Source organism: Klebsiella sp. S69, assembly GCF_016516145.1.
GTDB lineage: Bacteria > Pseudomonadota > Gammaproteobacteria > Enterobacterales > Enterobacteriaceae > Klebsiella > Klebsiella oxytoca.
In genome coordinates this window covers 46444-66356 of sequence record NZ_JACVUU010000028.1, presented here as the reverse complement: position 1 = coordinate 66356, position 19913 = coordinate 46444, and the positions used below count along the sequence as shown (strand labels likewise).

The following is a 19913-nucleotide window of genomic DNA, read 5'->3' as shown; positions in this document are numbered from 1 at the left end:
TAATACTAACCTAACCCGTAAGATACTGAAGATATTCGCCTGAATGAATTTACTGTACTGTCTTTTCATCGTCAGTAATGAAGCGTTAATCCCCAGCATATTTCACCAGCACAGGAAAACAGGAATCATGAATAAGCTTATTGGCATGATGGACTCTCCTTATGTAAGGCGCGTGGCGATTTCTCTTGAACTTTACGGCGTCGAGTTTGAAAGCCATCCGCTGTCGGTATTCAGCAGCTTTGACGCGTTTTCGCGGATCAACCCTGCGGTCAAAGCGCCGACGTTGGTGCTGGATAACGGAATACGCCTGATGGATTCATCGCTGATACTGGACTATTTCGAAGCACAGGCAGCCGGGGAGCGAAAACTCCTGCCGATCGCTGCGGATGCGCTGGCAAGAGACCTGCAGGTACTGGGCTTTATGCTCGCCGCGGGTGAGAAGGCGGTGCAAAATGTGTATGAACATCAACTTCGCCCGACGGAAAAACAGCATCATCCGTGGATAGAGCGCATTACCCGTCAACTGCTAGCGGCCTGCAGGGAATGGAATACGCTACTGGAAGATCGTCCGATTGCCACGGACCCCGATCAGGTTGCCGTGACGAGTACGGTTATCTGGACCTTTATTCAGGCCAGGATCCCCGATATTGTTGATGCGCAAGAGTTTCGTCACATTCAGTCGCTTGCCGAATTATTTGAAAATCATGCTGCGTTTAAAAAACATCCCTATCGCTGAGATGAGTTAAAGCGAAATAATAAAGAGCGCTATTCACGACAACCGATGGCGCCCGAAAACCACGGGCGCGTTCTGTTGCTGCGAGTTTGCAGGAAAAGGCGACCAGCCGCTGCTGGCTTACAACGCTGAACGGCCAATCTCCACCGGCATACCGGAGCGGCGTTCAAGCGCTTGCCCGGCGCGATTCACATCAACGCCCTCGCCCTTCACAAAAGCCTGCATCGCCGGCGTGACGGGAAGCGGTACCTTGCGGTCCGATTCATACTCCGCGCGGTTTCGCGACAGCGGCTCATGAACTTCAACCCAGCGGCTACCGTCCGGCTCGGCGGTATATTTCACCGGCTGATCGATAATCTGCACCCGCGTGCCTACCGGAACGGTATCAAACAGGTACTTGATGTCGTCATTGCGCAAGCGAATGCAGCCCTGGCTCACCCGCAGGCCAATGCCGAAATTGGCGTTGGTGCCATGAATGGCGTACAGCCTGCCGATATAAATGGCGTACAGTCCCATCGGGTTATCCGGCCCGGCTGGCACAAATGCCGGCAGACTTTCGCCCCGGCTGGCATATTCCCGGCGAGTATTGGCGGTTGGCGTCCAGGTTGGCGCCTCCTGCTTACGCTCAACGGCGGTCACCCAGTTACGCGGGGTTTCACGCCCTGCCTGGCCAATACCAATCGGCAGAACCTCGACCGTTGTGCCTTCAGGCGGATAGTAGTAAAGGCGCATTTCAGCAACGTTGATCACAATGCCGTTACGAACCGTGGCGGGCAGGATAAGCTGCTGCGGCACCACCAGCGTGGTGCCCGATTTGGGCAGGAACACATCGACGCCCGGGTTGGCCTCCAGCATATTGCTCAGGCCCTGGCCGTACTGAGCGGCAAAGGCCTCAAGCGGCTGGGTATTGTTCTGCGGAATCGTGATGGTCAACGGGCTGCCTACCAGACGGCTTCCTTCCGGCGGCAGCGGGTAGCTCACCGCCAGAGCGCTCTGGCTGGTGAGAAGCATAATAAAAGAACAAAGCAGTTTCACGCGCCGCACAATTTCCCTTCCTCTGTGGCGATTATCGTGAATGAATTATAGCTTCGTTTGCTATGTCATATCTGATTTATCATCCTGCTAAATTTGATAATCGATTGCCGCCTCTTCCGGCTCCATCGCCTGGCGTTTAATCTCCTCCAGCGACAGGCCTGCATTACAGAGTTCAATAAAACGCCAGACGTAATTTCGCTGTAGCTGTCCGCGCTTCAGGCCCAGCCAGACGGTATTGGCATCGAACAGATGGCGGGTATCAAGACGCGTAAAGGTATCAGACTCCCGCTCATCTCCCGACTGTTCCGCCACCAGCCCCACGCCCAGCCCCAGCTCAACGTAGGTTTTGATGACGTCTGAGTCCTGTGCGCTCAATACAATATCCGGCATCAACCCTTTGCGGTTAAAGGCTTCATCGATGCGTGAACGGCCGGTTATGCCCTGGCGATAGGTGATGAGCGGCCAACGGGCAATCGCCTCGAGGGTCAACGGCGTCACCTGGGTCAGCGGATGATCTTTGGGAACCAGCAGACTGTGGTGCCAGCGGAACCAGGGAAAAGCCACCAGTGTCGGATCGTTGCTCAGACGCTCGCTGGCGATACCAATATCCGCGCCGCCGTTGTGCAGCAGCGTTTCAATTTCCTGCGGCGTTCCCTGAACCAGTTCAAGACGGACATCAGAAAAGAGTTCACGGAAGGCTTTAATCACCGGCGGCAGGCTATAGCGCGCCTGGGTATGCGTAGTGGCGATGGTTAAGACGCCGGAGGCATCGTTGGTAAACAGGTCCGCCAGGCGACGAACGTTGCTGGCTTCATTGAGGATACGCTCGGCAATCGACAGCAACGCTTTACCAGGCTCGGTCATCCCCAGCAGACGTTTGCCGCGGCGGATAAAAATCTCGATCCCCAGCTCTTCTTCCAGTTCACGAATATGGCGGCTAACGCCCGACTGCGATGTATAGAGCATATTGGCGACTTCCGTCAGGTTGTAATCCTGACGGGCCGCTTCACGAATAATTTTGAGCTGCTGGAAGTTCACCCTTTCCTCCGGGCTATCAGACATAACATATGCTCTATTGTTAAAGTCTGTTGTCCTTGCTAACAAATAATAAAAACCAGCAACTTATTCCATTCAGGAATATAGCTCAACTGACTAACTGTAATTCACGATTCTCCAGCGACGGGCGACTCACCAGCGACATCAGGATCTCCTTCACCGCCTGCGCCTGCGGCGACAGACTGCCGCGAGCCGACATATTGAGCGACAGCGACAGGCTCATTGACGGCGTGCTGATGCGCGCCATCCAGCCGTTGGCCGCGCTGCACAACGAACGGGCGGCGGACTCCGGCAGAACGGTGACGCCCATGCCGCTGGCAATGGCTGCCGTCAGGGTGGTAATGGATTCAATTTCACCGATAATTTTGGCCGATAAGCGACGCAGGGTGAAGGCTTCGGTCACTCTTGCGCGAACGGCGCTGTAATCGCGCGGCAAGAACAGATTCATCTCCGCGACCGCCGTCAGATCCACGCTTTGCCCGGGACAATCCCGGGTACCGACCAGGTAGAGATCTTCTTTTAGCAGCGGCTGGCTGATGATCCCGGCAACCGGGGAACGTTCATAAAGTACGGCCATATCCAGCTGACCGTCGATAAGCTTATCGTTGAGGAGGGTTCCGCTACTTTCCTGGAGATAGACCATCACTTCCGGCAGCTCGTTACGCACCGTTTGCAGCAGCGGCATAGTGATGGCCGAAGCCGCCGTGCCCGGGGCCAGGCCAATCGATACCTGGCCGCTTAGCGTTTGACCGACATTATTTACCGCCAGCTGCGCCTGCTCGCACTGGCGCAGAATAGTACGGGCGTGGGTATACAAGATCTTGCCCGCTTCGGTCGGCGTGACGCCGCGTTTGGTGCGAATCAACAACTGCTGGTCCAGCTCGCCTTCCAGGGTCGCAACCTGCTGGCTCAGCGCTGGTTGTGCGATGTGCAAGACTTCAGCGGCCTGGGTCAGACTGCCGATATCGACGATTTTTACGAAATACTTCAGTCGTCTTAAGTTCATTTTGCCTCCTGTAAGGAACACCAGTACCAACACTGGCCGTTTAGATGCAGAAGGTTTTGCAATTTGCTTGCCAGCTTTTGGCCGGAGAGCTAAACGCCGCTGTAAGCCGCGTAATAAGGGATAGTGATAGCAGAGCGCGTTTTTTTGCCCGGTCAGCGGATTGCGGTATGCCCCATTAGGGGTATAAATGCACTGCAACGGTGCATGACGCGGCATGACGCAGAAAAAACGGGCACTCTGTTGAAATTGTCAGCAAACAAACGACCTTAGCCGATTCACCCTTTGACAAGGCGGAAGGGCATCGTTAATATGCGCCCCGTTCACACGATTCCTCTGTAGTTCAGTCGGTAGAACGGCGGACTGTTAATCCGTATGTCACTGGTTCGAGTCCAGTCAGAGGAGCCAGATTTAAGAAGCCTGCTTTTGAAGCAGGCTTTTTGCTTTCTGAGATATCTGACAGAGAAACGGCCTTCTTTAATATGAAAGCGCCTTAGCGCGGATCGCATACGAGGAGAGCGTCACTCCCCTGGCAACAACACCATGATCTAAAAACCTTTATCTTCAATTGGTTACACAGATAAACGAAGGGGAATACAGACTTTGAACGATCCAGGCGTTTTTCATCTTTTGTATCTTGATATAGCGTCCTGAATCCGGATCGGGACTAAAAAAGACTTTCTGCATCATACCCTCGATCATGGTGTCGGCCTTTCTCTTAGAGACTGTGGTATTGGTTAGGTGATAAATATTATTCGCTTTCTTTTCATAGTTGAAATGGTACGCCCTTTCAACGTTGTACTTCACGTCATCGACTAGCACCTTCCCGGATACATCAAAATAGCCGGTATTATTTTCCCGCATAAGCAAGAAGGTTTTAAATTTTGCATCAAAGGCAAATGAAGTCGATTCAATTCTCAGGTTGGCTGAGCAATCAAAGTCGTCTTTGCGATAAAGATGCCCTACCAGCCAGAGAAAAATCAACCCTATCACCAACACCAGAAATAGAATGTAAATGCTTTTGGTCCTGATTTTATCCTGGTATTTCATAATCTGGCCTGTAATAGTTTTCACATGAATACCAATCACCTTTCTTAACTTTTGAGTTAATGCAGTGGGCTAAAAATACTCTTGCTTCAGAGGCTTTTAATACAGACTCTGATACATTAAAGTAAAAAACACTATTGCCTGTGCACAGCATTCCTTGTTTCTTAATAAGCTTCTGAGCCAGGGCCATCATCTTTGGCTTCTGCTCTTGAGGTATTACGTTAAAAGTTCTGACCGGGCATGAATCGACGCTCCCCAGTAAATAGATTTCATCCTCGTCTGCGGCAAAGAGTGGGCGATACAGTTCGCCTTGAATGCTCAGAAAAAGCATGACTAACGCGCACAGCGCAAGTAGTGCATAGCGGGCCTTTTTAACCCCCCCGGCAGAATATGTCTCGCTCTCCTCATTTGAACCGATGCCCCGACCGACAACCGCCGCTTCTCCTTCGCTTTCGTCATTTACCGCGAGAGCAGGATAATCCATTCTTTCAATAACAATGGCTGCAGATATCATAAAACCCACCCGCGGAACGGTAACGATAATCTCCTCGGTGCAGCCCAGGTTTCTGAAAACGGCTCTCAGATCTGAAATATACTTATTGAGGCTATGACTGGACGTCCGCAGCCCATGTGCGTCCCACACTTTTTCAAGTATCTCATTCCTGTAAATCACATGCTCTCTGTGGTCTAAAAGGAACTTAAGCAGGCGACCGGTGGTTGCTGTTAGCGTGACGGATGCATCCTCATCAAGCCACATCAGGCCGTCATCACTTCTGAAATAGATCGTCCCTTGAATTTTGTACATCATAAACTAGCCTTACAAATTATCCTCAGCCGCACACCGTCCGCAAAACATCTGCACACATAGCATTTTATGCTGTATATAACGGTATTTTACTTGTAAATTAAATTATAGCTCCTAAAAATCGATAAAACAGAATACATATAACTAAAATAAATCACAATGGTACTATAGCTCTCATCGAAACCAGCGGCGCGCCGGGCTTATCAGTATTAACTGAACGCAGAAATAACCGTATCGAGTGAGTGGGGTTTCGTGAAATCTGAGCTGAAAATGCTCCGGAGGTGTAGAAAAGAGAAATTTAAAGGCTAATGGAATGATAACGTCGCGTAATTAATTTCATGACGTATGAAATTATCTACGATGATATTATCACCCTCATGATTAACGTTCTAAATTTAGCGGGAGAGGTCACTTCCCGAGTCTCTTGTCGGGATATTTTCAGTAATTAAAAAAAACCGGATACGCTAAAGATAAAAATCATCGCGTTTACTCAAGGAATATTCCCTAAGAAAATTCCAATACAAAGAGTGTGACTATTGTTCAGGGTTTAACGATAAGTACACCCTATCATTTTTAATTTATAAAAATCTATTTTATATGCAACACGTAAAATTAAACACCAAACAAACAACAAAAACTCGAATAATAAAACACAATAAACCTATATCTACAGCCGTTATCTCTTTTAGAGCATCGACCGCATGCCTCATTGAGGTGGGCAATGTTAGATTACTCTTAATTCGCTGAATGGTTTTATTAACGTTGAGTTAAAGGTCAACCCAAGGATGAGATCGCGTTCAGATATGACTCTATCAACTAATATTTTATCTAAGGATAAATATTTTACTCTGGGCCTGATTGAACTGCTTGGAGAAGAATTTATTGACAATTTCTTTTTGATTATAGATCTCGACTCTAACGATCTTACGGGTTCGGAGTGGATTTACTTCTCGAATAAGAACATTGTCGCCTTTGCATCCAGCGACCTGGCTTTTTATAAGTCCGAACTATTTGAAAAAATAACCGTACTTGATAAGAAAAGTAATACCCGAAGTATCCTGAATTTCTTTTTAAAGAAAGAGACCTCAGGAAATTACCATACTAAATTCCGGCTAAGTCTGCGTGAAAAGCAGATGTTAAGCATGTTAAGCAGAGGGGAAAGCAACCAGGAGATCGCAGAAGAGTTTGGCGTGAAACTTAAGACTATTTATACGCATCGCCGCAACCTGATGAATAAATTAGGCTGTAAAAATAGGATTACGTTTCAAAAATTATTTTTCAACAATAAATGTCTTTTCAAGTGAAGCATAGCTTCAGGATTATTCATAAACAGGAGTTTTACCATGAACAAATTAGCACTTATCGTTATTTCAGCATTGTCCCTGAGTTCTGCTGCGGCTCTGGCCGATACCGTTACGGTGAACGGCGGTACGGTGCATTTTAAAGGGGAAGTGGTTAATGCGGCCTGCGCAGTTGATGCCGGTTCTCTCGATCAAACCGTGCAGTTAGGCCAGGTGCGCTCAGCGAAACTTGCCACCGCGGGTAGCACCAGCTCTCCTGTTGGCTTCAACATCCAACTGAATGATTGCGATATCACCGTTTCCGAGAAGGCCGCGATCGCTTTTGCTGGCACGGCGATTAACAGTACAAACCCAACGGTACTGGCCCTGCAGGGTTCTGCCGCAGGCGGCGCGACTAACGTCGGCGTACAGATCCTTGACCGTACCGGCACCCCGCTGGCGCTGGATGGCGCGTCTTTCGGCGCACAAACCACGCTTAGCAATGGTACCAACGTCATCCCATTCCAGGCACGCTACTTTGCAACAGGCGTCGCGACTGCCGGTACCGCTAACGCGGACGCCACCTTTAAAGTGCAGTACGAGTAATTTCTTCATCAGGCAGGGAGGCACATCGGGCCAGGAAGGCCCGTTATCCGAAAAAGACTGAGGGTAATAACGATGCAAAGGATGAAGTCAGGTCTGTTGATATTCCTGCTCCCGCCGCTGGCGCTGGCCGGTAACCAGTGGAACGTTATGCTGCCCGGCGGAAACATGCGCTTTCAGGGGATAGTTATTGCCGAGTCGTGCCGCGTTGAAGCGGGCGACCGCCAGATGACGGTCAATATGGGACAAATCAGCAGCAATCGGTTTCATTCGGCCGGGGAAGACACTAACCCCGTCCCCTTCGATATCCACCTGCAGGAGTGCAGCACCGCCGTCAGCCAGCGCGTTGGCGTGGCGTTTTACGGCGTTGCCGATGGTAAAAACCCGGACGTGCTCTCGGTGGGTGAAGGACCGGGGATCGCGACCGGCGTGGGCGTCGCTCTGTTTGATAAAACCGGCAGCCAGATCCCGCTCAATGCGCCGCCAGGAAGCTGGTCGCCGCTGCACACCGGCCCGACCACCCTGCATTTTGTCGCTAAATATCGAGCCACCGGGAATCAGGTAACCGGGGGAGCGGCCAACGCTCAGGCATGGTTCTCCCTGACCTACCAGTAAACAGCGCCGGTAACAGGAAATAATTTTGAAAAAGAAAGAGATAAGCATGAAATACACACTGGCTACCCGGCGCGGGATGCGCGGTTTACTGGCGGCTCTATTACTGCTCGCCACCAGCGGTTTTAGCGCTCAGGCCCAGGCCGGCGTGGCGCTGGGAGCGACCCGCGTCATCTATCCTGCCGGGCAAAAGCAGGTTCAGCTGGCGGTCACCAACAACGACGAAAAGAGCACTTATTTGATTCAGTCATGGGTGGAGAATGCCGACGGCGCGAAGGACGGCCGCTTTGTCATCACCCCGCCGCTGTTCGCCATGCAGGGAAAAAAAGAGAATACCCTGCGCATCATTGATGCCACCAGCAACCAGCTGCCGCAGGATCGGGAAACGCTGTTCTGGATGAACGTCAAAGCGATCCCGTCGATGGATAAATCAAAGCTCAGCGACAACACGCTACAGCTGGCGATCATCAGCCGCATCAAGCTCTATTACCGTCCGGCAAAGCTGGCGCTGCCGCCGGATCAGGCTGCGGAAAAGCTGAAATTTCGCCGCGGCGCAGGCACGCTTACGCTGATCAACCCCACTCCCTACTACCTGACGGTCACCGAACTCAACGCCGGTACCCGGGTGCTGAAAAATGCGCTGGTTCCGCCGATGGGTGAAGCCAGCGTCAGCTTACCCGCCGATGCGGGTCGCGAGATTACATACCGGACGATTAACGACTACGGCGCGCTGACTCCGCGGATGAAGGGCGCGACCCAATAACTGACGGGAGACCCATTCTCCCGGAAATAAAAATAAGAACTGACAGCCGGGCGACTTTTACCGGAGGGACTATGTCACATCTGAAATATGGACTCGACCACCTGGGCTCCCGGCGTGTTACTCCAGGAGCTGCTCGCGCATTTGCGCAGATCCCCCTTGCCCTTTTGCTGGCCTCACCGGCTTTTTACGCGCAGGCAGAACTCTATTTCAACCCACGTTTTTTAGCGGACGATCCCGCTGCCGTGGCGGATCTGTCCGGTTTTGAAAAAGGCCAGGAGCTGCCGCCGGGTACCTACCGCGCGGATATCTACCTCAATGACGGGTATATGGCCACCCGCGATATTACCTTTAATGTTGATGAAAAAGGCCACGGACTGGCACCCTGCCTGACGCGCGGACAGCTGGCCAGCATGGGCGTCAACACGTCCGCCATTACCGGTATCGATGTGATGGCGGCAGATGCCTGCATACCGTTAACCGAAATGATCAAAGACGCCACCACCCGCTTTGATGCCGGGCAGCAGCGGCTGTACCTGACCGTACCCCAGGCGTTTATGGGCAACCGCGCCCGCGGCTATATTCCGCCCGAGCTCTGGGACCACGGGATTAACGCCGGGCTGCTTAACTACAACTTCACCGGCAACAACGTCCATAACGACATCGGCGGCAGCAGCAACTACGCGTACCTGAACCTGCAGAGCGGGCTGAATCTCGGCGCCTGGCGTCTGCGCGATAACACCACCTGGAGCTACAGCAGCAGCGGCAGTTCGTCGACCAGTGAAAATAAATGGCAGCATATCAACTCGTGGCTTGAACGTGATATTACGCTACTGCGTTCGCGCCTCACGCTGGGCGACAGCTACACCAACGGCGACGTCTTCGACGGTATTAACTTCCGCGGCGCGCAGCTCGCCTCCGATGACAACATGCTGCCGGACAGCCAGAAGGGGTTTGCCCCGGTTATCCACGGGATTGCCCGTGGTACCGCTCAGGTGTCGGTGAAGCAGAACGGCTATGAGATCTACCAGAGCACGGTGCCCCCCGGCCCGTTCACCATCAACGATCTCTACTCCGCCGGCAACGGCGGCGACCTGCAGGTGACCATCAAAGAGGCCGACGGCAGCAGCCAGGTTTTCACCGTCCCTTACTCGTCCGTGCCGGTGCTCCAGCGCGAGGGCCATACCCGCTATGCGGTCACCGCCGGGGAGTACCGCAGCGGCAGCAATCAGCAGGAAAAACCGAAGTTCTTCCAGGGAACTTCGTTGCACGGTCTCCCGGCGGGCTGGACCCTGTACGGCGGCACCCAGCTGGCGGACCGCTACCGCGCCTTTAACCTCGGCGTCGGCAAAAACATGGGGGAGCTGGGGGCGCTGTCGCTGGATATCACCCAGGCCAACGCCACCCTGCCCGATGACAGCGAACATCAGGGGCAGTCGGTGCGTTTCCTCTATAACAAGTCGCTGACGAATACCGGCACCAACATTCAGCTGGTGGGCTACCGCTACTCGACGCGCGGCTATTTCAGCTTCGCCGACACCACCTACAACCGGATGAGCGGCTACAACGTCGAGACCCAGGACGGCGTGATTGAAGTGAAACCGAAGTTCACCGATTACTACAACCTCGCGTACAACAAGCGCGGCAGGGTACAGCTCAGCGTCACCCAGCAACTGGGGCGTACCGCCACGCTCTACCTGAGCGGCAGTCACCAGACCTACTGGGGAACCGGTAAGGCCGACCAGCAGCTTCAGGCCGGGCTTAACGCCGCCGTCGACGATATCAACTGGACCCTGAGCTACAGCCTGACCAGAAACGCCTGGCAGCAGGGGCGCGACCAGATGCTGGCGCTTAATGTCAATATTCCGTTCAGCCACTGGATGCGCTCCGACAGCAAATCGGCGTGGCGGCACGCCAGCGCCAGCTACAGCATGTCCAACGATCTGAACGGCAGGACCACCAGCCTTGCCGGCCTGTACGGCACGCTGCTGGAGGACAACAACCTGAGCTACAGCGTACAGACCGGCTACGCCGGCGGCGGCGATGGCAACAGCGGCGGCACCGGATACGCGGCGCTGAATTTCCGCGGCGGCTACGGTAACGCCAACGTCGGCTACAGCCGCAGCGACGGTATCAAACAGCTCTACTACGGCCTGAGCGGCGGCGTGCTGGCCCACGCTGACGGCGTCACCCTGAGCCAGCCGATGAACGACACGGTCGTGCTGATCAAAGCCCCCGGCGCGGATGGCGTGAAGGTAGAAAACCAGACCGGGGTACGGACCGACTGGCGCGGCTACGCCGTTCTGCCCTACGCCACCGAATACCGGGAAAACCGGGTGGCGCTGGACACCAATAGCCTGGCCGATAACGTCGATTTGGACGATGCGGTAGCCAGCGTAGTACCGACCCACGGCGCAATTGTCCGCGCGGAATTTAAGGCGCACGTCGGGCTCAAGCTGCTGATGTCGCTCATCTATAACGGGAAGCCGGTTCCCTTCGGCGCGCTGGTGACCTCTGACGACAGCCAGGGCAGCAGCATCGTCGCCGATAACGGCCAGGTCTACCTGAGCGGGATGCCGCTGGCGGGCAAGGTGCGGGCGAAATGGGGCGAGGGTCCGAACGCCAGCTGTGAGGCCAGCTACAGCCTGCCGCCGGAAAATCAGAACCAGACGCTGAGCCAGCTCTCCACGGAGTGCCGCTAAGGAAACCATGATGATGAGAAAAACCCTGTATCTGTTGAGCGCCCTCGTCTCGCTGGCGGCCAGCAACGCCGGCGCGGCGGACAGTACCATTACTATCAGCGGCTACGTTCGCGATAACGCCTGCGCCGTGGCGGGTGAATCAAAAGATTTTACCGTCGATCTGATGGATAACGCCGCAAAGCAATTCCATGCGGTTGGGGCAACCACGCCGCTGGTCCCCTTTCGTATTGTGCTGTCGCCCTGCGGTAGCTCGGTTACCGCGGTGAAGGTCGGCTTTGTTGGCGTTGCCGACAGCATCAATAGCGATCTATTAAAGCTCGACGGCGGGGCTTCGGCGGCGGCGGGGATGGGCGTGCAGATCCTTGACGCGCAGCAGACGATGCTGCCGCTCAACGCAGCCTCATCGGGCATAGCCTGGACCACGCTGACGCCCAGCCAGCCCAACACCCTGAACTTTTATGCCCGGCTAATGGCCACCCAGCTACCGGTCACCGCCGGGCACGTTAATGCAACCGCGACCTTCACGCTTGAATTTCAGTAACCGGAGGCTGAAATGAAATGGACTCATGCACCCTGGCTGCTGGCGGTAATGATGGCCTTCGCCAGCGCCCCCCGCGCCGCCGACGTGACCATTACCGTTAACGGTAAAGTGGTGGCTAAACCCTGCACGGTCTCCACCGCTAACGCCACCGTCGATCTCGGCGATCTTTATACCTTTAGCCTGGTCTCCGCCGGTTCTTCCTCACCCTGGCACAGCGTGGCGCTTAACCTGAGCAACTGTCCGATCGGCACCTCGCGGGTCACCGCCAGCTTTAGCGGCACGGCGGACGCCACCGGCTACTACAAAAACCAGGGTACCGCCGGCAACATCCAGCTTGAGCTGCAGGACAATGGCGGCACCACGCTGAACACCGGCGCGAGAAAAGAGGTCCAGGTGGATGACGCCACCCAGTCCGCCAGCTTCCCGCTACAGGTCAGAGCGCTAACGGTCAACGGCGGCGCTACCCAGGGAACGATTCAGGCGGTGATTAACGTCACCTATACCTACGCCTGAGCCAGGAGAACAGAGTAATGAAAAAGATAATCCCCCTTCTGATGACGCTGCTGCTGGCAGGCTGGTCGTTTAACGCCTGGTCTTTCGCCTGTAAAACCGCGGCGGGCGTGACCATTCCCATCGGCGGCGGCTCGGCGAACGTGTACGTAAACCTTGCGCCGGCGGTCAGCGTCGGGCAGAACCTGGTCGTGGATCTTTCGACACAGATTTTTTGTCATAACGATTTTCCGGAAACCATGACCGATTACGTGACCCTCCAGCGCGGATCGGCCTATGGCGGCGTGCTGTCGAGCTTTTCCGGTACCGTCAGGTATAACGGCACCAGCTACCCGTTCCCCACCACCAGCGAAACGGCGCGGATGACCTACAACTCGATAGTCGATAGACCCTGGCCTACCGTTCTCTATCTGACGCCCGTCAGCAGCGCAGGTGGGGTCGCCATTTCCGCCGGTTCGCTAATCGCTGTCCTGATCCTGCGCCAGACCAATAACAAGGATAACGACGACTTCCAGTTCGTGTGGAACATATACGCCAACAACGATGTCGTGGTGCCAACCGGCGGCTGCGACGTTTCTGCTCGCGATGTGACGGTGACGCTGCCGGAATATCCCGCTTCGGCCGCCATTCCGCTAACGGTTTACTGCGCGCAAAACCAGAACCTGGGCTACTACCTCTCCGGTACTACGGAGAACGCGGCCAATTCGATATTTACCAATACCGCATCGGCCTCTCCGGCCCTGGGGGTTGGCGTTCAGCTGACGCGCAACGGCAGCGTCGTTCCCGCGAATACCACGGTGTCGTTAGGCAACGTGGGAACCTCGGCGGTCAGCCTTGGCTTAACCGCCAACTATGCGCGCACCAGCGGACAGGTGACCGCGGGTAACGTGCAGTCAATTATCGGGGTGACTTTTGTTTACGAATAACCTCCCGGAGAGTGACGGCATCCTGTCGCCCTGTTCGCTGGTCACAGAGGGCCTGGTGCGGTTGATGGAAGACGGGGGCGCCCGGCCCGTGGTGTTAACCTCAGCGTCACCGACGCTGCCCCCTGACGTACGCCGTCTGGTGGTGTTTCTCCCTGAATCCCCTGTTCGGCTACTCTCAACCCTGAAGCGTGCCGCTATGCTGCTGGAACAGTCCGCAACGCCGCTACCGATGCTGTTTCTCAGCCGCAGCCCGGCCAGTTGGCTATGGTCCACCCTGCTACACCAGGTCGCAGAGCGGCGTCAGCTTTCCGCGGTGCGGGCGGCCGCCTCCGACCTCCCGGTCCCCTGTCTGGCGGCGCTACTGCGCGACGTCATACCCGAGGGATATCCTTCCCTTGAACAGCTGGCAGATGAAGAAGCGCGGGCATTGGGTAAGCGCCCTGCCGGGCTAACCCGGCCGGAGCTGAACGCCATCCTCGGTTTGCTCTGCGGATACCGCGCCAGCGATCAGGCCAAACGCCGCGGCATCAGCCACAAGACGCTCTACAATCAAAGAACCGCAGGATTGAAAAAAATGGTGGAACACCACCCGCAGATGGCCGCCCGCTTTCCCGGCAGTCAGATAAGAGAACAGAAAAGCGAGCCCATCGCCGCCCTTTGCGCTTTCGAGCGTGAATTTGTCCATGCAATCCATAGTCGACAAATTTTCCCGGTTTTCCAGCCCATAACCGATGAACATCGTCAGCTAAGGGGGATGGAGATCCTTGTCCGCTGGCGCCGGAACGGCAGCGTTTTGTTTCCCGCTGATTTTTTACCGCAGCTACGCTCGGAATATGCGTGGCTGGTGCTCACCGCGTTTGTGCTGCAGGAAGCCGTGCAGAATATCAATCTGTACAGTGGTGAATTTTATTTCGCGGTGAATATTCCCGCGGCTGTCGCCAGCAATGAAAACCTGATTCGCATGATGGAAACCGCGCGCCAGCAGCTGCGTCAGCCGCAAATATCGCCGCGGCTGGTGCTGGAGCTTGCCGAAAATGCCGACCTCAGCCGCCACGGGAAAATAGCCGGAAATATGGCCCGGCTACAGCAGCGCGGCTTCCGAATTATGCTTGATGACTGCTTCTCGCAAAGCAGCGTGCTGTTCCCGGTGCGGGCGTTGACGTTCAACGCCTACAAGCTGGATATGGGCATCATCAATGATATGCAGCGCGATGCGCACGCCCTGGCGCTGATTAAAAGCCTCATCTACTACTGCCGGCTGATCGGCAGCCGCTGTATTGCCGAAGGCGTAGATAGCCTGGAGAAATTCAACAAACTGAAAGCGCTGGGAGTCGACCATTTTCAGGGAAACGCCATCTCGGCGCCGGTTGACAGAGAAAACGTGGCGGAGGTCATACAGCAACTCTCCGGCGAAGCGGAGTATCCGTCCGGCATCGCAGTGTAGGTAACGCCCGATGAAATACATCGGGCGTTAGCAGCACTTTAGCTCAGCTCCGGCCAGTAACCACGATTGGCCTCGATCAGTTCATCGAGAATAGCTTTCGCAACCGACGCGCTCGGAACCGTTTTGGACAAGGTCAACGCCTGCCAGAGCTTTTGGTAGCTTCCTTCAACCCAGGCGTCGACAACCAGTTTTTCCACCGCCACCTGCTGCTCCATCAGCCCCTTTTGAAACAGCGGTATTTTCCCCATCGCCAGCGGTTCGGGACCGTTAACGCCGACCAGGCAAGGCACTTCAACCATCGCGGTCTCGTCAAAATTCGCGATAGCGCCGTTGTTCTCTACAATCAACAGCATTCTTTCTTGGGTATTAAAGGCGATGGCGCAGGCGAGATCGACAATAAAGGTGGCATGCGCCCCGGCATGGAAATGCGCCGCTTTGGCGCTCCGCCGGGCGACAATGTCTTTCGCCATATCGAATACCTCTTTCTCTCTCCCGGCCATCACCTCATTCGCGCGCGTAAAGTTCGGGTCCGAGTGGGCTACCTCGTAGTCGGCATAAAAATAGTATTTTAGGTAGGTATTGGGCAACGTGTCCGTATCCAGCGCAAAGACGTCCTTCACCTTTTTGAAGGTCTCAATCCAGCTTGGCGCTTTGTGCTGAAAATCCTCTTTCGGACTGCAATACCCCAGCTCAGACACATGCTTTTTTAACGTCGGCATTAAATCATTACCGGCCTTATCGGTAATGCTGGTCCACCAGCCGAAATGGTTGAGGCCGAAATAACGCACGTTCATCTCTTTACGTGATTTCAGACCAAGGATATCGGCGAATAATCCTTCAATTGCCACCGGCATATCGCAGATATTAATAATTTTAGCCGCTGGCCGTAATCGACGAGTGGCCTCGGCAACGATCGCCGCCGGATTGGAATAGTTGAGCATCCACGCGCCGGGGGAGTACGTTTCCATATAGTCAACCAGTTCAAGTACCCCGGCAATGGAACGCATACCATAAGCGATACCGCCAGGGCCACAGGTTTCCTGGCCAATCACGCCATGCTTAAGCGGTATTTTCTCGTCCTTTTCGCGCATCTCATAGAGGCCGACGCGAATATGGGCCATCACAAAATCAACGCCGGTAAAAGCTTCCTGCGGATCGGTGGTGTAGCTAAAAGCCACTTGCGGATAACGTTCAGCCACCAGAATCGCGCAGGCTTCACCGATCACGCGCTGGCGATCGTGATGATTATCATAGAGACGAATTTCGCTCAGCGGAAATCTGTCCATATTTTCCAGCAGCATCATAATAATCCCTGGAGTATAGGTACTGCCGCCGCCAGCTATCGTAACAACAAATTTATTTTGCATCTTCCACCTCATTATTCATGTACATCTAAATAGCGATCCACAGCATTACGGATTTTATTCACCCCTAAACCATAAATAACCTGAACGTGATTACCTTTGATAATGACGCTGGTACCGCCGCTGGTTTTCAGAATATGTTCCTGAATTAATGCCGGATCCCGCACGTCAACCCGAAGTCGGGTAAAACAATTGCCGACAGAACACACATTGTCTTTCCCGCCAAGCCCCTGAATGACCTGTTCACCGGAAGTCTTGGCTGGGGCACTTGCGCTCGCCGCTCGGCTTAGCGCCTCATCCTGTTGTTCCTGGCCTGGCGTGCGCATCCTGAAACGCAGAATCAGGAATTTACCGATAAAATACATCGCCGCTGTTTCCGCTAACCCCAGGGCGACAAAAACAGGCCAGCGCGTCAGATGGGCTCCCGCCGGTATGTTATAAACAATAAAATCGATAATGCCGTTGGTTGCGCAGACCCGAACATCGAGCAGCCACGCCAGCATCTGGAAAAAGCCATCCACTAACGAATAAACCAGCCATAACACCGGTGCGGTGAAGATAAATAAAAACTCAAAAGGTTCGGTTATCCCGACGAGGAAGGAGGTCACAATCAGCGGGATAAGCGTGACTTTCAACTTTTGTTTATTTTCAGGTTTCGCCGTCTTATAAAAGGCCAGGGCCATTCCGGCCGTGCCAAAAATTTTGACCATTCCATAGGTCAGGAATCGCGCCGAGTCGCTTAACGCTCCCCCGGTGTTACCGGCAATTTCAGCGAGGAAAATGGGCTTTGCTCCGACTATCGTCTGCCCATCAATTAACAGCTGTCCGCCAATAGAGGTAAAAACGAAGGGTGACCAAATGAGATGATGTAAACCGGTCGGGATAAGAAAACGATTGAGAAAACCATACAGAAAAACGCCGGCGGCGCCGAAAGTTTTCATGACGCCGGTCAGCGCCGATATACCGTGTTCAACAATTGGCCAGAAATAGACCGTGGCGATGGCAAACACGCCGACCAGCGGGATCATTACGATCAGAACCAGCTTACTGTTGCCATACATTGAGAATGCGCCGCGAAACTCGATATCGACAAAGCGGTTATGAATGAAAGCCATCGCGCAGCCCAGAATGATGCCAAGAAACACGCCCATATCGATGACCTGGAAACCGAAAATAAAGGTTTGCCCGCTGCCGTAAAGCTGCGCGTTGCTGCTCCCCTCAACAAGCCGCCCGGTCAGAGTAAGCCAGCTATTGTTGGCCGCCAGGTACATAAACCAGGTCATTGCGGCGACAAACGCGGCTTCCGCTTTGCGAGTTTTTGCCAGCCCGCTCGCCAGACCGAGGCAAAAGAAGAAGCCAAGATTGTTCATGATTGCCCAGAGCATACTGGAAACATATTTCCCCAGCAGGAAAAGCGAGCTGTCTTCTGCCACCCATAATTTATTGGTGGTCATACTGAGCAACGCAATCAATAGACCCACAACCGGCAGATATAAAACCGGCCCAATCATCGCCCTGGAAAAATCTTGTAATTTTTTTACCCCGACCATCCTCTTCCCCTCTCCTGCTTATCGACTGCCAGCGCTCAGAACTTGCGAATCAGCCTATGCGCCAGAGAGGATTAATCAGAGGAGATAAAGCGTCATCTGTGATGAAAGTCATATATCTTCGGAAGTAATAGATATATAAATAAAAACAAATAACTAGATGACCAGTTTATGAACACCTTGCGAATAAAAATATTAAATATAAAAATCATATAGTTACATTTATTCCCCAACAATTCACTTCGCTATGAGACATCTATAAGTGATATACAAATCCATTGCCGAACGGCTGAAAAATCGCATCAACAGCGATGAGTTTGAAGTCGGAGATGCGTTACCGAGCGAGAAAGCGTTAGCCAGCGAGCTACAGGTATCAGTGATGACCATCCGCAAAGCGCTAACGCTGCTGGAAAGGGAAAAATTGATCGTCAAACGCCACGGCAGTGGTTCATACGTTGCGCGAAAGAGCAATTATCACGGCGGGGAGCTTGATGGGTTCAACTATCAGATGCATATCGTTGGCGAGACCAACTATCGCAACAAGGTCATCGAGTTCACTATGCTCGATGCGCCTCTGGCCATCGCACAACAGTTAAAAATTGAGCCCGGAGAAAAAGTCTATTATGTCAGGCGCATTCGGATGATTGATGACGTGCCCATTCTGATAGAAAACAGCTATATACCGGTAGCGATTTTCCCATGGCTTAGCATCGGAAATCTGGAAAGGTCAAAATTTAACTACTTCAAGAAGGAGTGCAACATCACCATTCTGGAAAGCCACCGTAGCTATTCCCCGATTCTGGCCACCCGCGAACAAGCGGAACTCCTGCAGGTTGCGCAAAACAGCCTGCTGCTACGCGTGCAATCGATCAGCTATGCGCAGAATAATCTCATCGTCGATTTATCCGATATTTACCAAAATACCAATAAATACAATGTAAAACATATCACTCGCCGTTGAAGGATAGTTAAGCCCGGAGTTTCGGCTTCTCCAGCGGCGCGTCTCTCAGCCGTGATGCCCGCCAGCAGGTCTGCGGCAAGGTTGCGAAGCGGCAGCTGGCGGTTCGGCTCCGTTACGCTTACCAGCCGCAGACGTTAGTCTCTTCGTCGGACTCGTAGCCGCGCACGATATTAATCAGATCTTTTACCGCATCGGCAGCCGTCTGCGGATCCTGCAATTCAGCCAAAGTTGCAAATTCACTGTCGACCGACACGCCATTATTATTGTTGGTTACCGTTACGATAAATCCCTTATCCCCGGCGTTATCCACTGAGAGATCAGAAATAAGCTCAGCGATGGCCTGCGCCGCGATATCAGGCACGTACAGGGCCATGGGTTTAAGATACACTTTTTCTTTTTTATCTTTATTATTGCCGTTGATTACCGCTAACGCATAACCTTTATTTTCACTGTTCATATTATCCCTCGATAAGAATTTTAGGATCAACGTAAAAGTCGACGTTAAATACGGTGTCTTCCGTTAACGCCTCAATGCAGTGCCATTTTTCGGGTGGGAAAACGCCAAACTCCCCTTCAGCAATGGTCAGGGTTTCGACCGGATCCGGGCTGGTCTCATCAGCGTAGCCCAGATAGCGTATCGCGCCGCGCATCACCGACAGTCGTGGGTAGACGCCCTGCCGGGTGCCCGCGTCCAGATGCCGCTTCCAGATCGACGCTGGCGCCGTCTCTTTTGTCCACAGCGGGGTGCTACGGGTATGCACATAGTGGGTCGGGATGATGATTCGCTGCATGATTCTGCCTCTCTTTACGCCCGCTGCACGGGGCCGAAAACAGGAAGATATGTTGCATATCATATACCCCTTTTAATCACTGAGGGTATTATTTTTGGTCAAAATCGTTTCCTCCCTCTATTTCTACCCATTAGGGATTAGACCACTTACTAAAATAAATACGGGCGAATTCAGCTACGCTAAAGTCGCCCGC

Annotated in this window: 20 protein-coding genes and 1 tRNA gene; 12 read left to right on the top strand and 9 right to left on the bottom strand. The window is 53.6% G+C overall.

Annotated elements, in window-relative coordinates; translation table 11 throughout:
• Nucleotides 1–127 precede the first annotated feature (127 nt).
• Nucleotides 128–736, top strand: a complete 609-nt coding sequence (locus IAE27_RS24210) for a glutathione S-transferase family protein (protein WP_064344574.1) — start codon at nucleotides 128–130, stop codon at nucleotides 734–736.
• Nucleotides 737–853: 117 nt separating this feature from the next.
• Here the strand turns inward: IAE27_RS24210 and ldtA are convergent, their stop codons facing one another.
• The 3 genes from ldtA to nac form a co-directional block, all read right to left on the bottom strand.
• A complete protein-coding gene (gene ldtA, locus IAE27_RS24205) occupies nucleotides 854–1777 on the bottom strand; it encodes a L,D-transpeptidase (protein ID WP_004103567.1) in 924 nt (307 codons plus the stop codon).
• Between the two features lie 78 nt (nucleotides 1778–1855).
• Nucleotides 1856–2806 (bottom strand): HTH-type transcriptional regulator Cbl, encoded by a 951-nt coding sequence (gene cbl, locus IAE27_RS24200; protein WP_016808354.1) that lies wholly within the window; start codon nucleotides 2804–2806, stop codon nucleotides 1856–1858.
• Nucleotides 2807–2912: 106 nt separating this feature from the next.
• Nucleotides 2913–3830 carry a nitrogen assimilation transcriptional regulator NAC gene (gene nac / locus IAE27_RS24195; protein ID WP_004113879.1) on the bottom strand — a complete coding sequence of 306 codons (918 nt, stop codon included), beginning with the start codon at nucleotides 3828–3830 and terminating at the stop codon, nucleotides 2913–2915.
• A gap of 329 nt (nucleotides 3831–4159) precedes the next feature.
• Here nac and IAE27_RS24190 point away from each other — a divergent pair.
• Nucleotides 4160–4235: transfer RNA gene (locus IAE27_RS24190), tRNA-Asn, on the top strand.
• Between the two features lie 156 nt (nucleotides 4236–4391).
• Here the strand turns inward: IAE27_RS24190 and IAE27_RS24185 are convergent.
• A complete protein-coding gene (locus IAE27_RS24185; protein ID WP_023321256.1) occupies nucleotides 4392–4877 on the bottom strand; it encodes a hypothetical protein in 486 nt (161 codons plus the stop codon).
• Entirely contained in the window at nucleotides 4861–5682 is an 822-nt protein-coding gene (locus IAE27_RS24180; RefSeq protein ID WP_200092905.1) for a winged helix-turn-helix domain-containing protein, read from the bottom strand. Before IAE27_RS24180 ends, IAE27_RS24185 begins: the two co-directional genes overlap by 17 nt.
• Nucleotides 5683–6482: 800 nt before the next feature.
• On the opposite strand from IAE27_RS24180, the gene IAE27_RS24175 reads away from it, so the two are divergent.
• The 9 genes from IAE27_RS24175 to IAE27_RS24135 all read left to right on the top strand — a co-directional run bounded on the left by IAE27_RS24175 (nucleotide 6483) and on the right by IAE27_RS24135 (nucleotide 15057).
• Nucleotides 6483–6983 (top strand): helix-turn-helix transcriptional regulator, encoded by a 501-nt coding sequence (locus IAE27_RS24175; RefSeq protein WP_016808355.1) that lies wholly within the window; start codon nucleotides 6483–6485, stop codon nucleotides 6981–6983.
• Between the two features lie 39 nt (nucleotides 6984–7022).
• Nucleotides 7023–7565, top strand: coding sequence for a type 1 fimbrial major subunit FimA (gene fimA, locus IAE27_RS24170; RefSeq protein ID WP_004103576.1), 543 nt, complete (start codon nucleotides 7023–7025; stop codon nucleotides 7563–7565).
• A gap of 72 nt (nucleotides 7566–7637) precedes the next feature.
• Complete coding sequence (locus IAE27_RS24165; protein ID WP_004103578.1) at nucleotides 7638–8177, top strand: fimbrial protein; 540 nt, start codon at nucleotides 7638–7640, stop codon at nucleotides 8175–8177.
• A gap of 76 nt (nucleotides 8178–8253) precedes the next feature.
• Nucleotides 8254–8937, top strand: coding sequence for a fimbria/pilus periplasmic chaperone (locus IAE27_RS24160; protein WP_181879935.1), 684 nt, complete (start codon nucleotides 8254–8256; stop codon nucleotides 8935–8937).
• A gap of 71 nt (nucleotides 8938–9008) precedes the next feature.
• Nucleotides 9009–11636: a fimbrial biogenesis usher protein gene (locus IAE27_RS24155; protein WP_200092903.1), complete on the top strand. Its 2628-nt coding sequence runs from the start codon at nucleotides 9009–9011 to the stop codon at nucleotides 11634–11636.
• 13 nt (nucleotides 11637–11649) lie between these two features.
• A complete protein-coding gene (locus IAE27_RS24150; protein ID WP_200092914.1) occupies nucleotides 11650–12177 on the top strand; it encodes a fimbrial protein in 528 nt (175 codons plus the stop codon).
• A gap of 12 nt (nucleotides 12178–12189) precedes the next feature.
• A complete protein-coding gene (locus IAE27_RS24145) occupies nucleotides 12190–12690 on the top strand; it encodes a fimbrial protein (RefSeq protein ID WP_032728434.1) in 501 nt (166 codons plus the stop codon).
• 17 nt (nucleotides 12691–12707) lie between these two features.
• The gene (locus IAE27_RS24140) at nucleotides 12708–13613 is read left to right on the top strand and encodes a fimbrial protein (RefSeq protein WP_004103588.1); all 906 of its coding nucleotides are present in this window, start codon (nucleotides 12708–12710) and stop codon (nucleotides 13611–13613) included.
• A complete protein-coding gene (locus tag IAE27_RS24135) occupies nucleotides 13600–15057 on the top strand; it encodes an EAL domain-containing protein (protein WP_185939909.1) in 1458 nt (485 codons plus the stop codon). The genes IAE27_RS24140 and IAE27_RS24135 overlap by 14 nt, the downstream gene beginning before the upstream one ends.
• Before the next feature lie 38 nt (nucleotides 15058–15095).
• Here the strand turns inward: IAE27_RS24135 and IAE27_RS24130 are convergent, their stop codons facing one another.
• Nucleotides 15096–16424, bottom strand: coding sequence for a 6-phospho-alpha-glucosidase (locus IAE27_RS24130; RefSeq protein WP_023321262.1), 1329 nt, complete (start codon nucleotides 16422–16424; stop codon nucleotides 15096–15098).
• 11 nt (nucleotides 16425–16435) lie between these two features.
• Complete coding sequence (locus IAE27_RS24125; RefSeq protein WP_200092902.1) at nucleotides 16436–17971, bottom strand: PTS transporter subunit EIIC; 1536 nt, start codon at nucleotides 17969–17971, stop codon at nucleotides 16436–16438.
• Between the two features lie 259 nt (nucleotides 17972–18230).
• On the opposite strand from IAE27_RS24125, the gene IAE27_RS24120 reads away from it, so the two are divergent.
• Entirely contained in the window at nucleotides 18231–18929 is a 699-nt protein-coding gene (locus IAE27_RS24120; RefSeq protein ID WP_070556794.1) for a GntR family transcriptional regulator, read from the top strand.
• A gap of 118 nt (nucleotides 18930–19047) precedes the next feature.
• Here the strand turns inward: IAE27_RS24120 and IAE27_RS24115 are convergent, their stop codons facing one another.
• On the bottom strand, nucleotides 19048–19386 hold the full coding sequence (locus tag IAE27_RS24115) for a DUF1869 domain-containing protein (protein WP_004113900.1): 339 nt from the start codon (nucleotides 19384–19386) through the stop codon (nucleotides 19048–19050).
• A 1-nt stretch (nucleotide 19387) separates the two neighbouring features.
• On the bottom strand, nucleotides 19388–19720 hold the full coding sequence (locus IAE27_RS24110; protein WP_004103600.1) for a DUF1971 domain-containing protein: 333 nt from the start codon (nucleotides 19718–19720) through the stop codon (nucleotides 19388–19390).
• Between the last annotated feature and the right edge of the window lie 193 nt (nucleotides 19721–19913).

What these genes read in the sequence shown, in the direction of transcription:
- IAE27_RS24130 (WP_023321262.1), bottom strand. Translation starts at nt 16,424, where the DNA reads ATGCAAAATAAATTTGTTGTTACGATAGCTGGCGGCGGCAGTACCTAT.
- IAE27_RS24125 (WP_200092902.1), bottom strand. Translation starts at nt 17,971, where the DNA reads ATGGTCGGGGTAAAAAAATTACAAGATTTTTCCAGGGCGATGATTGGG.
- IAE27_RS24140 (WP_004103588.1), top strand. Translation starts at nt 12,708, where the DNA reads ATGAAAAAGATAATCCCCCTTCTGATGACGCTGCTGCTGGCAGGCTGG.
- IAE27_RS24145 (WP_032728434.1), top strand. Translation starts at nt 12,190, where the DNA reads ATGAAATGGACTCATGCACCCTGGCTGCTGGCGGTAATGATGGCCTTC.
- IAE27_RS24110 (WP_004103600.1), bottom strand. Translation starts at nt 19,720, where the DNA reads ATGCAGCGAATCATCATCCCGACCCACTATGTGCATACCCGTAGCACC.
- IAE27_RS24115 (WP_004113900.1), bottom strand. Translation starts at nt 19,386, where the DNA reads ATGAACAGTGAAAATAAAGGTTATGCGTTAGCGGTAATCAACGGCAAT.
- nac (WP_004113879.1), bottom strand. Translation starts at nt 3,830, where the DNA reads ATGAACTTAAGACGACTGAAGTATTTCGTAAAAATCGTCGATATCGGC.
- IAE27_RS24165 (WP_004103578.1), top strand. Translation starts at nt 7,638, where the DNA reads ATGCAAAGGATGAAGTCAGGTCTGTTGATATTCCTGCTCCCGCCGCTG.
- IAE27_RS24155 (WP_200092903.1), top strand. Translation starts at nt 9,009, where the DNA reads ATGTCACATCTGAAATATGGACTCGACCACCTGGGCTCCCGGCGTGTT.
- IAE27_RS24175 (WP_016808355.1), top strand. Translation starts at nt 6,483, where the DNA reads ATGACTCTATCAACTAATATTTTATCTAAGGATAAATATTTTACTCTG.
- IAE27_RS24210 (WP_064344574.1), top strand. Translation starts at nt 128, where the DNA reads ATGAATAAGCTTATTGGCATGATGGACTCTCCTTATGTAAGGCGCGTG.
- fimA (WP_004103576.1), top strand. Translation starts at nt 7,023, where the DNA reads ATGAACAAATTAGCACTTATCGTTATTTCAGCATTGTCCCTGAGTTCT.
- IAE27_RS24160 (WP_181879935.1), top strand. Translation starts at nt 8,254, where the DNA reads ATGCGCGGTTTACTGGCGGCTCTATTACTGCTCGCCACCAGCGGTTTT.
- IAE27_RS24185 (WP_023321256.1), bottom strand. Translation starts at nt 4,877, where the DNA reads ATGAAATACCAGGATAAAATCAGGACCAAAAGCATTTACATTCTATTT.
- IAE27_RS24180 (WP_200092905.1), bottom strand. Translation starts at nt 5,682, where the DNA reads ATGATGTACAAAATTCAAGGGACGATCTATTTCAGAAGTGATGACGGC.
- IAE27_RS24150 (WP_200092914.1), top strand. Translation starts at nt 11,650, where the DNA reads ATGAGAAAAACCCTGTATCTGTTGAGCGCCCTCGTCTCGCTGGCGGCC.